This window comes from Sphingobium sp. GW456-12-10-14-TSB1 (assembly GCF_059424385.1).
The window spans coordinates 1,877,518-1,889,275 of sequence record NZ_JBWKZI010000001.1; the positions used below are offsets into that span (position 1 = coordinate 1,877,518).

Annotated in this window: 13 protein-coding genes; 4 read left to right on the plus strand and 9 right to left on the minus strand. The window is 62.6% G+C overall.

The annotated features are described in order from the left end of the window. Positions 1 to 384, minus strand: a complete 384-nt coding sequence (locus tag AC07X9_RS09125; RefSeq protein WP_017184159.1) for a VOC family protein — start codon at positions 382 to 384, stop codon at positions 1 to 3. Positions 385 to 398: 14 nt separating this feature from the next. Continuing rightward, on the minus strand, positions 399 to 1,508 hold the full coding sequence (locus AC07X9_RS09130; RefSeq protein ID WP_017184158.1) for an S-(hydroxymethyl)glutathione dehydrogenase/class III alcohol dehydrogenase: 1,110 nt from the start codon (positions 1,506 to 1,508) through the stop codon (positions 399 to 401). Positions 1,509 to 1,609: 101 nt separating this feature from the next. Here AC07X9_RS09130 and AC07X9_RS09135 point away from each other — a divergent pair, with 101 nt between their 5' ends. Continuing rightward, positions 1,610 to 2,497 carry a LysR family transcriptional regulator gene (locus tag AC07X9_RS09135; protein WP_017184157.1) on the plus strand — a complete coding sequence of 296 codons (888 nt, stop codon included), beginning with the start codon at positions 1,610 to 1,612 and terminating at the stop codon, positions 2,495 to 2,497. Here AC07X9_RS09135 and AC07X9_RS09140 read toward each other — a convergent pair. From AC07X9_RS09140 to AC07X9_RS09165, 6 genes are all read right to left on the minus strand, one after another. Further along, on the minus strand, positions 2,494 to 3,072 hold the full coding sequence (locus tag AC07X9_RS09140) for a TetR/AcrR family transcriptional regulator (RefSeq protein WP_017184156.1): 579 nt from the start codon (positions 3,070 to 3,072) through the stop codon (positions 2,494 to 2,496). The genes AC07X9_RS09135 and AC07X9_RS09140 overlap by 4 nt on opposite strands. Before the next feature lie 44 nt (positions 3,073 to 3,116). Then, the gene (gene queA / locus AC07X9_RS09145; protein ID WP_086485750.1) at positions 3,117 to 4,145 is read right to left on the minus strand and encodes a tRNA preQ1(34) S-adenosylmethionine ribosyltransferase-isomerase QueA; all 1,029 of its coding nucleotides are present in this window, start codon (positions 4,143 to 4,145) and stop codon (positions 3,117 to 3,119) included. A 159-nt stretch (positions 4,146 to 4,304) separates the two neighbouring features. Further along, on the minus strand, positions 4,305 to 5,024 hold the full coding sequence (locus tag AC07X9_RS09150; RefSeq protein ID WP_017184154.1) for a peptidylprolyl isomerase: 720 nt from the start codon (positions 5,022 to 5,024) through the stop codon (positions 4,305 to 4,307). 80 nt (positions 5,025 to 5,104) lie between these two features. Beyond that, positions 5,105 to 5,617, minus strand: a complete 513-nt coding sequence (gene coaD, locus AC07X9_RS09155) for a pantetheine-phosphate adenylyltransferase (protein WP_017184153.1) — start codon at positions 5,615 to 5,617, stop codon at positions 5,105 to 5,107. Positions 5,618 to 5,622: 5 nt separating this feature from the next. After that, positions 5,623 to 6,537, minus strand: a complete 915-nt coding sequence (locus AC07X9_RS09160) for a polyprenyl synthetase family protein (protein WP_380790590.1) — start codon at positions 6,535 to 6,537, stop codon at positions 5,623 to 5,625. Positions 6,538 to 6,542: 5 nt separating this feature from the next. Next, entirely contained in the window at positions 6,543 to 6,815 is a 273-nt protein-coding gene (locus AC07X9_RS09165; protein WP_017184151.1) for an exodeoxyribonuclease VII small subunit, read from the minus strand. 168 nt (positions 6,816 to 6,983) lie between these two features. Between AC07X9_RS09165 and AC07X9_RS09170 the strand changes: the two genes are divergently transcribed. After that, positions 6,984 to 7,364, plus strand: a complete 381-nt coding sequence (locus tag AC07X9_RS09170; RefSeq protein ID WP_017184150.1) for a hypothetical protein — start codon at positions 6,984 to 6,986, stop codon at positions 7,362 to 7,364. Between the two features lie 166 nt (positions 7,365 to 7,530). Here the strand turns inward: AC07X9_RS09170 and AC07X9_RS09175 are convergent, their stop codons facing one another. Next, positions 7,531 to 8,613 (minus strand): IS5 family transposase, encoded by a 1,083-nt coding sequence (locus AC07X9_RS09175; protein ID WP_031309815.1) that lies wholly within the window; start codon positions 8,611 to 8,613, stop codon positions 7,531 to 7,533. Positions 8,614 to 8,794: 181 nt separating this feature from the next. On the opposite strand from AC07X9_RS09175, the gene AC07X9_RS09180 reads away from it, so the two are divergent. Further along, complete coding sequence (locus AC07X9_RS09180; protein WP_140159584.1) at positions 8,795 to 9,430, plus strand: hypothetical protein; 636 nt, start codon at positions 8,795 to 8,797, stop codon at positions 9,428 to 9,430. Between the two features lie 73 nt (positions 9,431 to 9,503). After that, positions 9,504 to 11,693: a phosphoribosylformylglycinamidine synthase subunit PurL gene (purL, locus tag AC07X9_RS09185; protein ID WP_017182819.1), complete on the plus strand. Its 2,190-nt coding sequence runs from the start codon at positions 9,504 to 9,506 to the stop codon at positions 11,691 to 11,693. Positions 11,694 to 11,758: the final 65 nt, after the last annotated feature.

Sequence of the window (11,758 nt, forward strand, 5' to 3'; positions counted from 1 at the left end):
TCAATCCTTCGGGCCGACATTGGGCGCATAGGCGCAAATCTTGTTGCCATCCGGGTCACGCAGATAGGCGCCATACATATTGCCGGGCGAATTGGGCCGGAAGCCCGGCGCGCCTTCGCTCGTCCCACCTGCCGCAACGCCATTGTCGTGAAAGGCGTCCACCTCGGCATAGCTTTTCGCGGCAAAGCCCAGCGTATGGCCGTTGGCAGAGGTCGCTGGCGCGCCATCGGCAGGCTTGGCGACCACCACCGCGCCGCTGGCCGACGGATAGATCAGGCCATTGGGATAGGGGGCCGCGGCATAGCCCAGCGCCCCCATGGTCGCGTCCCAGAAGGCGCGCGCCTTTTCAATGTCGTTGGTGCCGAAATAGACATGGGTAAACATGGATCGCTCTCCGCTCAGAACACAACGACGCTGCGGATGCTCTCGCCCGCATGCATCAGGTCGAACCCCTTGTTGATCTCTTCCAGGCTCAGCATATGGGTGATCATCGGGTCGATCTCGATCTTGCCGTTCATGTACCAGTCGACGATCTTGGGCACGTCGGTCCGGCCCTTGGCCCCGCCGAACGCGCTGCCCTTCCACACCCGGCCAGTGACCAGCTGGAACGGGCGGGTGCTGATTTCCTTGCCCGCTTCGGCGACGCCGATGATGATGCTTTCGCCCCAGCCGCGATGGCACGCCTCCAGCGCGGTGCGCATCACCCCGGTATTGCCGGTGCAATCGAACGTATAGTCCGCCCCGCCATCGGTCAGCGCGACAAGATGCTGGACGATGTCACCGTCCACCTTGTTGGGATTGACGAAGTGGGTCATGCCGAAACGGCGGCCCCATTCTTCCTTGCTGTCATTGATGTCGACGCCGATGATCATGTCCGCGCCGACCAGCTTCGCGCCCTGAATGACGTTCAGGCCAATGCCGCCCAAGCCGAAGATGATGACGTTGGACCCCGGCGTCACCTTGGCGCTGTTCACCACCGCGCCCACGCCCGTGGTCACGCCGCAACCGATATAACAGCTCTTGTCGAACGGCGCGTCCTCACGGATCTTTGCCACCGCGATTTCGGGCAGCACGGTGAAGTTGGAGAAGGTCGAACAGCCCATATAGTGAAAGATCGGCTGGCCCTTGTAGGAAAAGCGCGTCGTGCCGTCGGGCATCAGCCCCTTGCCCTGCGTCGCGCGGATCGCGGTGCACAGGTTGGTCTTGCCACTGAGGCAGCTTTTGCACTGGCGGCATTCGGGCGTGTAGAGCGGGATGACATGATCGCCCGGCTGCACGCTGGTAACGCCCGGTCCCACCTCGCGCACGATGCCCGCGCCTTCATGCCCCAGGATCGACGGGAAAATGCCCTCGCTGTCGAACCCGTCCAGCGTGTAGGCGTCGGTATGGCAAATGCCGGTCGCCATGATCTCGACCAGCACTTCACCCGCTTTTGGCCCCTCCAGATCGACCTCGACAATCTCCAGCGGCTTTTTGGCTTCAAAGGCGACGGCGGCGCGGGTTTTCATGGGGAAAGCTCCTGTTCTGATATGGCTCCGCCCTAGCAATATCCCACCCGCGCGATAAGGAGGGATTGTTGCAATTCATTATTTCATATCAGGGATAATCCATGCGCGGCTGGGATGGGATAGACGAATTTGTCGCCGTGGCGACCACGGGCAGTTTCAAGGGCGGCGCGGATGCGCTCGGCCTGTCCACCACCCATATGAGCCGCGCGATCGCCGCGCTGGAAAATCGGGTGCAACGCCCGCTCTTTCACCGCACGACCCGCACCGTCCGGCTGACCGACACGGGCCGCCTCTTCTACGACCATTGCAGCCGTATCGTCACGGAACGGGACGAAGCCATTGCGCTGATCAGCGAAGGGGCGGAACCGCAGGGCGACCTGCGCATCACCTGCTCGACCGCCATGGGGGAGCGCTTCATCGCCCCCATCGTCCGCGCATTCGCCGCACGCTATGTCAAACTCGCTGTCACGATAGAGCTGACCAACCGGCTGGTGGACCTGATCGGCGAAGGGTATGACATGGCGATCCGCACGGGAACGCTGGCCGATAGCCGCCTGATCGGCACGCGCATTGCCTCGCGCACCCTCTATACCTGCGCCGCCCCCGCCTATCTCGCGGCGCGCGGCACGCCCAACGCCATTGCCGACCTTGCCCATCATGACTGCCTGATCGGCACCACGACCAGTTGGCAGTTTCGCTCCTGGGGCCGGATCGAAACCATCCGCCCGCGCGGCCGCTGGCGCTGCAACAGCGGGGAAGCGGTGGCGCAGGCCGCCATCGCAGGCATGGGCATATGCCAGTTGCCCGAATTCTACGTCCTGCCCCATATCGCGTCCGGCGCGCTAGTGCCGCTGCTCGCCAATTTCGCGATGGAGGATGAGCCGATCTGGGCCGTCTATCCCCAGCGCCGCCACCTCTTGCCCAAGATTACCGGCCTGCTCGACCTGTTGCGCAGCGAATTGCCCGTGGCGCTGGCCCGGCGGGACTAACCCTCGTGCCGGAAGATCCGCGCGACCTGCACCGCAATCTCGCGGGGTGTCAGGCGACCGGGCCGGAACCAGTCCGCCGCCGCGTTGAGTTGCGACAGGAGCAGATTACGATAGATCGACCTGTCGATCCCCGCCGGTAAAGGCAGGTCGGCCACGATCGCCCGGAACAGCCCCTCGAAACGGTCGCGCCGCGCCACAAGCTGCATACGCACATCGTCGGGCACTTCGCGAAAATCATTCATCATCGGCGTCGTCAGCGAATCGGGTGCCAGTTGCACCTCCAGCAGCGCAACGCACGCCGCTTCCAGCCGCTCCCACGGATCGGCGACGTCCGCCACCGCGGCTGCGATCCGCGCCTCCGCTTCATCGAGGGCGCCATTATGCAATTCGACGAACAGCGCGTCCTTGGACTTGATATGGTGATAGAGCGATCCGCCCAGCACCCCGGACGCCTCGCCAATGTCGCGCATCGACGTGCCACGATAGCCCTTGCGCGCGAACAGCTGCGCCGCGATCGCGAGTATCTCCTCGCGCCGGGACCGCCCGCCTTCCTCGCTTCCCGCCTGCTTGCTCATGCGCGCTGGCCTAGCACAAAATGCCGCCCCGGATCATCCCGGCGTCACGGCAGCAGCAGCGACGAATCGCCATAGCTGTAGAAACGATAGCCCGCCCCGATCGCATGGGCATAAGCCGCCCGCATCCGCTCCGTCCCCATCAGCGCGCTGACCAGCATGAACAGGGTCGATTTGGGCAAATGGAAATTGGTCATCAACCCGTCGACCGCCCGGAACCGATAGCCCGGCGTGATGAAAATCCGGGTTTCATCGGCAAAGGCACGGATGATGCCATCCTCGCCCGCCGCGCTTTCCAGCAGGCGCAGGCTGGTGGTGCCAACAGCGATCAGCCGCCCGCCCGCCGCGCGTGCGGCATTCAGCCGCTCCGCCGTCGCCGCCTCGATCCGGCCCCATTCGGCGTGCATCCGATGATCGTCGGTATCGTCCGCCTTGACCGGCAGGAATGTCCCCGCGCCCACATGCAGCGTCAGCGTCTCGGTCACGATGCCGCGCTCCGCCAGCGCCGCCATCAATTCCGGGGTGAAATGCAGCGCAGCCGTGGGCGCTGCCACCGCACCATCCTCCCGCGCGAACATCGTCTGGTAATCGGCCCGGTCGCGCTCGTCGGTCGGACGCTTGCTGGCAATATAGGGCGGCAATGGCATCCGCCCTGCCCGCTCCAGCAATATCTCCACCGGCTCCTCGCCCTCGAAGCTCAGCGTCACCCCACCATCATCGTCGCGCGGCCCGGCGATGGCCGTGACCCCCGCGCCGAAATCGATCCGGTCACCGTCACGCACCCTCTTGGCATTGCGCAAAAAGGCCTGCCACTGGCGCAGCCCCAGCCTTTTGTGCAGCGTCGCGCCGATCCGCGCATTGCCGCGCATCCCCTCCAGCTGGGCCGGAATGACGCGCGTATCGTTGAACACCAGCACATCGCCCGCCCGCAACAGCGAGGGCAGGTCACGCACGCTCAGGTTAGCAAAGTCGCCCTCGCCCGGCACCAGCAGCAAGCGCGCACTATCGCGCGGCGACGCAGGCCGCAGCGCAATATTCTCCGGCGGCAGGTCGAAATCGAAAAGGTCTACGCGCATGGTCTAAACGCTGCCCTGTTCAGCCTTTATCGGTGTTCCCGCGAAGGCGGGAATCCAGTCCCCCTCTGGACTGGATTCCCGCCTTCGCGGGAACACCCGGTGCTATAATCATGATAAAGCGAAGGGATGGTGGCCGGACGAACCAGCCCCTTCTCCCGCTTATTTCGCCGGCGCGCCAATAATCGACGGCGCAACCGGGGCGACCGGCGCGGTCACCGGCGGCTTGCCGTCGCTCTCGATCGATGCTTGCAGGATCACGGTCGGGTTGGCGGGCGGTTCGCCCTGCGCAATCGCATCGACATAATTCATGCCCTCGATCACCCGGCCAAACACCGTATATTTCTTGTCGAGCTGCATCCTGGGCAACAGCACGATGAAGAACTGGCTGTTGGCGCTATCCTCGCTCTGGGCGCGGGCCATCGACACGGTACCGCGCAGATGGGGCATCGGGTTGAACTCGGCCTTCAGGTCCGGCAACGTCGAACCGCCCGTGCCGTCGCCCTTGGGGTCGCCGCCCTGCGCCATGAAGCCGGGAATGACGCGATGGAATTTCAGGCCATTGTAGAAACCCTGCCGGGTCAGTTCCTTGATCCGCTCGACATGGTTGGGCGCGATGTCGGGGCGCAGCTGGATACGCACCCGCCCGCCGCTCGACAGGTCCAGATCCCAGATATTCTGCGGATCGGCCGGCACCACCGCAGGCGGCAGCTTGGGGGTCAGGTCGCCGCCCAGCGACTTGGCATTCTCCGCCGCCCGCGCCGCAGCCTCCGCCTTCTTCAATTCATCGCCCTTGCTACCGCCGCCCTGGGCATAGGCCATGCCGGACGCAGTGAGGGCGATGCCGATCGCCACGGTCTTGAGCGCGCAGGTGAAACGCATGGGACTTACTTTCCTCAATATCTTGGCCGTCCTGATAGCGCGCTGATCGCGATTGGCAACTGAACGCAGGCTGAGCGAGCTTATACGCTGCCCTTGCGTCCCAGTTTTTCTACCCGCGCCACGACTTCGTCGCGCACCACCGGCCCCACAAATTTATGGATCGGCCCGCCATAGAGCGCGATTTCCTTGACCAGTCGCGACGCGATCGGTTGCAGGCACACGTCCGCCATCAGGAATACCGTTTCGACGCGGGCGTTGATCTGCTGGTTCATCCCCGCCATTTGATATTCATATTCAAAGTCGGCGACCGCGCGCAGCCCGCGAATGATGACGCTTGCGCCCTGCGATTCGGCAAAGTCCATCAGCAGCGAGTTGAAGCCGACGACCACAATGTCGGCGTCGATCGCCGCGCATTCGCGCCGGACCATCTCCAGCCGTTCCTCATCGCTGAACATGGGCGACTTGCTGATGTTGGTCGTCACACCGATCACCAGCCGGTCGACCAGCTTCGCGCCGCGCCGGATGATGTCCATATGCCCCAATGTAATCGGGTCGAACGTGCCGGGATAGACACCTATGCGCTGCTTGCTCATGCCGTTTAGCGATCCCTTTCCACGATATAGTCGGCAATGGCGCGCAGCAGGTCGGCTTCCGCGCCATAGCCATGCAGATGCGCCTTGGCCTGATCGACCAGCATGTGCGCCTGCGCCCGCGCCCGATCGACGCCCAGGAGCGACACGAAGGTTTCCTTGCCCGCCGCCGCATCCTTGCCCAGCGCCTTGCCCGCCAGCGTCGCGTCGCCCTCTACATCCAGCAGATCGTCGGCAATCTGGAACGCCAGTCCGATGTCGCGCGCATAGCCATGCAAGCCGGTGCGGGCATCGACCGGGATGCGGGCCATGATCGCGGCGGCATCGACGCAAAAGGCGATCAGCGCCCCGGTCTTTAGGTTTTGCAGCCGGGTGACGGTGGCCAGGTCGAACCGGGCATGTTCCGCCTCCAGGTCCATCATCTGCCCGCCCGCCATGCCAGCAGGACCGCTGGCCAGCGCCAGCGCGCGCACCAATTCTATCCGCACGAACGGGTCGGGATGGGTTTCCTCGTCGGACAGGATCTGGAACGCCAGATCGTGCAGGCAATCGCCGGCCAATATGGCCGTCGCCTCGTCAAACGCCTTGTGGACGGTCGCCTTGCCCCGGCGCATGTCGTCATTGTCCATCGCGGGCAGATCGTCATGCACCAGCGAATAGACATGGATGCACTCGATCGCCAGGCCGACCCGCAGCGCCGATTCGCGTGACAGATGGAACAGGTCGCTGGTCGCCTGCACCAGCAATGGCCGCAACCTTTTGCCGCCGCCGATCGCGGCGTGGCGCATCGCCTCATACAGTCGCGCCCGTGGATCGTCCGGCACGCCCAGCAGATGGTCGAACGCCCGGTCGATCGCGGCCGCGACTTCTGCCGCGCGCGCCTTCACCAATGCCCCGGCGGAGGCCGTCTCTCCCCCGATCATGCCGCTCATTCCGCGCCGAACGGCTGCGCGCCGGTTACGGCGCCGCTGGCGTCTGTCGTCAGCTTGGCGATCCGCGCCTCCGCCGACGCCAGCCGCTCCGTACAGCGTTTGCGCAGCTCCTCGCCCTGCGCATAGAGCGAGATCGACTCGTCGAGCGGCACGTCGCCGCTTTCGAGCCGCCGCACGATCGTTTCGAGCGCGCGCAGCGCATCCTCGAAAGAAAGACTGGCCGGATCAAGGGCCGAATTGGAAGGGGCCGTGCTGCTATCGTCTGCCATGTCCCTGCATTGACCGCCACTGCCGCCCCGGTCAAGCCATCACACCGGCTTTCGTACCCGCTTTCATGACTGTCATCGTGTCGTCATGACGTCATATGATAGCGATGGGGGATTAAGCGCAGTTTTGCGTTGACGCAGGATGTTGCAGGTGCACATAGAAGGACCGCTATGAAATTTTACATTCCCCTGATCGCCGTTGCCTCGCTCACTCTGCTGAGCGCCTGCAACAAGAATGACGAACCCGAAGTCGTTGGCGGCCCTGCCGATCCGATGGCTGCCGAACTGGCCAATGCCGCGCCTGTCGAGCTGCCCCCGTCGGTCAAGGCCAACAAGCAGTTCCGGTGCAAGGACAACAGCCTGATCTTCGTCGACTATATGAGCGACGACAAGACGGCCCAGCTGCGCACTGAAAAGGGCGGCCCCGCCACCACGCTGAAGGCGGAAGAAGTCGGCAAGCCCTTCACGGCCGAAGGCTTTGAAGTCAGCGGCGCGGGCGACGAAGTCACCATCACCGTGCCCGGCAAAGGCGCACAGGCCTGCCACGTCTAAGACGCACGCAGCTGGACACCTCGAAGAACCGCTGGATTTGCGTGTAGGGTCGACGGTGCGGATTGAGGCGGCGTGGAAGGAGTGATGTTGCAGCGTATTTGTCGGTGATTTCGATATTGCCGGTGCCGCAGTGGCCGGATTTACCGTCGGTAGCGCTTGGTTCATATCAAGCAGGCGCAGTTCGCCCTTCGAGCCAGGCCAAGCGCTGGAAGTTATAGGCCAAGTTGGCCATGCCGATCTTGATGGTAGCGCGGGCGATGCCGATGGTGCGCACGACCAGCCCCATGCGGTTCTTTTGCCCGGCGAACACATGCTCGACCTGGGCGCGGATCTTGGAACGCCGGGTATTGGCCTTGGCGATCCGCTCAGGCAACGCTCGCCGCGGTTTACGCCGCTGGTGAATGTGGCTGGTGAACATGCCACTGGCCAGGAACGCCTCGTTCTTCTTGGATCGATAGGCGGTATCAGCCCAGACGCCGGAGGCAGTGTTGTCCTTACTGATCAGAACCGGCAGCCGTGCGCCGTCATGGGCATTGGCGGCGCTGGCATCCCAGGTGCGGATCAGCCCATGGGTTTTGTCGATGCCGATATGATTCTTGTACCCGAACATCGGGATGGCCAGATCGACCGGCCTAGCCGCCTTGGGATCGGCGCCCTCTTTGATCTTGGCCTTGCTGTACTTGATCGACCAGCGCGCATCACGGTCCTTTTGCCGGGTCTTGGCCGGCTTCCAGCCCTCGGGCACGCCGCCTTCCTTGATCGCTGCTTTCTCCGCTTCGGTATTGCGCTGTTTGGGTGCCTGCACGACCGTAGCGTCGATGATTTGCCCGCCCATGGCGAGATAGCCCCGATCCTTGAGGGCAGCGTCGAAGCGAGCGAAAAGTTTGTCTATGGCCTTGGCATTTACCAGGCGTTCCCGAAACAGCCACACCGTGGTCGCATCCGGCACGGTGCCATCGAGCCCAAGGCCCAGGAACCGTTGGAATGACAACCGGTCTTTGATCTGAAACTCGGCGGCCTCGTCCGACAGCGAATAGAGCGCCTGTAGAACCAGAATCTTGAACATCAGCACCGGATCAAAGGGCGGTCGCCCACCCTTGCCGCGAACGCAGCGACGAAGCGCTGCCACCAGCGGACCACGGAAAACCTCGAAATCCACAACTGCCGCTAATCGCTCCAGCGGATCGCCCGCCGCGCTCAGCGCATCGTACCGGTCCGAAAGATCGAAGAAACCAGGCTGACTTGCCATCATCGCCTCCTACGCATCGCCGACGAAGTGAATCAAATCCGCCGATCAAACGCCAGAGTTTTTCGAGGTGTCCAGCTTCCTCATTCCCGGGCCGGACCTTTCCCCAAAGGTCCGGCCTTTTTCTTTTGCGCTCTTGTATTCTATGTTTTGCGAACTCAAAGCGCCCTGATATGCCCGCACAATGAACAACGACATTCAACTACAGTGGAACGCAATTAAGGCTGCTCCGATTATATATCTAGCAGCCATAATAGTCGTTGCATGTGTCATCTGGCTTGTAGTTACCCATTTGAAATCTAATACAATAGAGTCATTAGAAGCACGGCTTAAGTTGCGAGATGATGAGATTTTGGATTATCGCCGCCAACTCGATGGAGCATCTCCAGATGAAGCTAAAGCACGAATAGAATTGCTCGAAGCCAAGATCGAAGAATTAATGCCTCGCCGCATTCTGGCAGACCAACGAACCAAGATCCAAACTGCCCTTGCGGGGACGAAGTGCTCGATAAGTATAGGTTCGGACATGGCCTGCGCTGATGCCCCAGCGTTGAACTCCGGAATCAGTGCCGCCTTTCGCAATGCAGGATGGCAAGTCCAGAATCCGTCGTTCATGGGGTTAAGCAATGCGCCCCTCAGTGGTATTGGCGTACGATGCCTCGATCCAACCAATCCGACAGATTGTGAGACTGCCGTAATAAATGCATTAAGGGCCGCCGATATAAAGTTTGACGTTCAAACCGGGCGCGACAGATCTCCGCACGAAGGGATGCCGAAAATCGACGTGGAAATAGTTATCACGCCACGAGTGTGTGATTAGCAACCTTTTCACTTCCAACTCACCACCATACCCACCATTGTGAATCCTGCGCCGCCCCGCTAAAGGCGCGCACATGTCCAGCACCGCTCCCCACATCACCCCGGAAATCGTCGCCGAACATGGCCTCAGCCCGGAAGAATATGACCGCGTCCTGAAAGCGATCGGCCGCGAACCGAACCTCACGGAACTGGGCATATTCTCGGTCATGTGGTCGGAACATTGCAGCTATAAAAGCTCCAAGATCCACCTGATGAAGCTGCCGACCACTGGCCCGCAGGTCATTTGCGGCCCCGGCGAGAATGCAGGCGTGGTCGATATTGGCGATGGTCAGGCGGCGATCTTCAAGATGGAGAGCCACAACCATCCCAGCTATATTGAACCCTATCAGGGTGCAGCGACCGGCGTTGGCGGCATTTTGCGCGACGTGTTCACCATGGGCGCGCGCCCGGTCGCCAATATGAACGCGCTGCGCTTCGGTCGGCCCGATCATCCCAAGATGCGCCACCTGATCAGCGGCGTCGTGCGCGGCATTGGCGGCTATGGCAATTGCGTCGGCGTGCCCACCGTGGGCGGCGAAGTCAATTTCCACCCCGCCTATGACGGCAATATCCTGGTCAACGCCATGACCGTGGGCATCGCGGACACCGACAAGATTTTCTATTCGGCAGCATCCGGCGTTGGCAACTCCATCGTCTATGTCGGCTCCAAGACCGGCCGCGACGGCATCCATGGCGCGACCATGGCCAGCGCCGATTTCGGCGACGATGCCGACGCCAAGCGCCCGACCGTGCAGGTCGGCGATCCCTTCACCGAAAAGCTGCTGATCGAAGCCTGCCTTGAACTGATGGCGTCCGACGCGATCGTCGCTATTCAGGATATGGGCGCGGCGGGCCTCACCTCCTCCAGCGTCGAAATGGCGTCGAAGGGCGGCGTCGGCCTGCTCCTCAACATGGATGCCGTGCCGCAGCGCGAAACCGGCATGACTGCCTATGAAATGATGCTCTCCGAAAGCCAGGAGCGCATGTTGATGGTCTTGAAGCCGGGCCGCGAAGCCTTTGCAGAGGCCATTTTCCACAAATGGGAGCTGGATTTCGCGGTGATCGGCGAAGTCACCGACACGGGTCGCATGGTCCTGGTCCATCATGGCGAAACCGTGTGCGACATTCCGCTGGCTCCGCTGGCGGACGACGCCCCGCTCTATGATCGCCCCTCCATGCCGGTGGACGACTATAAGGCCTGGTCGGGCGTCCAGCCGCTCGGCGACATCCCCGAATCCACCGACATCGGCGCGGACCTCATCACGCTGATGGGCAGCCCCGACATCGCCAGCCGCCGCTGGATCTGGGAACAATATGACCATATGGTCGGCGCGGACACAGTCCAGCGCCCCGGCGGCGATGCGGCCGTGGTTCGCGTCCACGGCTCCAGCAAAGGCATTGCGATCAGCACCGATTGCACCCCGCGCTATTGCTATGCAGACCCCTATGAAGGCGGCAAGCAGGCGATTGCCGAATGCTATCGCAACCTGAGCGCGGTCGGCGCAAAGCCGCTGGCCGTGACCAACTGCCTCAACTTCGCCAACCCCCAGCGCCCCGAAATCATGGCACAGCTGACCGGCTGCCTTGACGGGATGGGCGACGCCTGCCGCGCATTGGACTTCCCGATCGTGAGCGGCAACGTGTCGCTCTATAACGAAAGCAAGGCGACCGGCGGCGGCAGCGCGATTCTGCCTACGCCCGCAATTGGCGGGATCGGCTTGCTGGCGGACGTCGATGTGATGGCGACGGTCGCGTTCAAGAATGAAGGCGACGCCATCTGGCTGATCGGGGGGCCAGAAGGCGCTTTGGGCACGCATCTGGGCCAGTCGATCTGGCTGCGCGAAATCGCCGGTCGTGAAGCGGGTGAAGCACCCAAGGTCGATCTGGCTGCCGAGCGCGCCAATGCCGACATGATCCGCACCCTGGTCGCATCGGGTTCGGTCAATGCCGTTCATGATATTGCCGATGGCGGCCTGATCGTCACGATCGCCGAAATGGCGCTGGCGGGCAAAATCGGCGCGCAGCTCGACGACACGCTCTCCACCGCCGCCGCCTTTGGCGAAGATCAGGGCCGCTATGTCGTCACCGCATCACCAGGCATCGACATTCCGGGCGCAATCCGTATCGGCACCACCGGCGGATCGACCGTTGCCGGCGTCCCCCTCACCGACCTGCGCGCCGCGCATGAAGGCTTCTTCCCCAAGCTGATGGACAGCGAACTTTAATCCCAAACCCCCGTCGTCCCCGCGGACGCGGGGACCCAACGCCCGTTACGCACCTGGATACAATC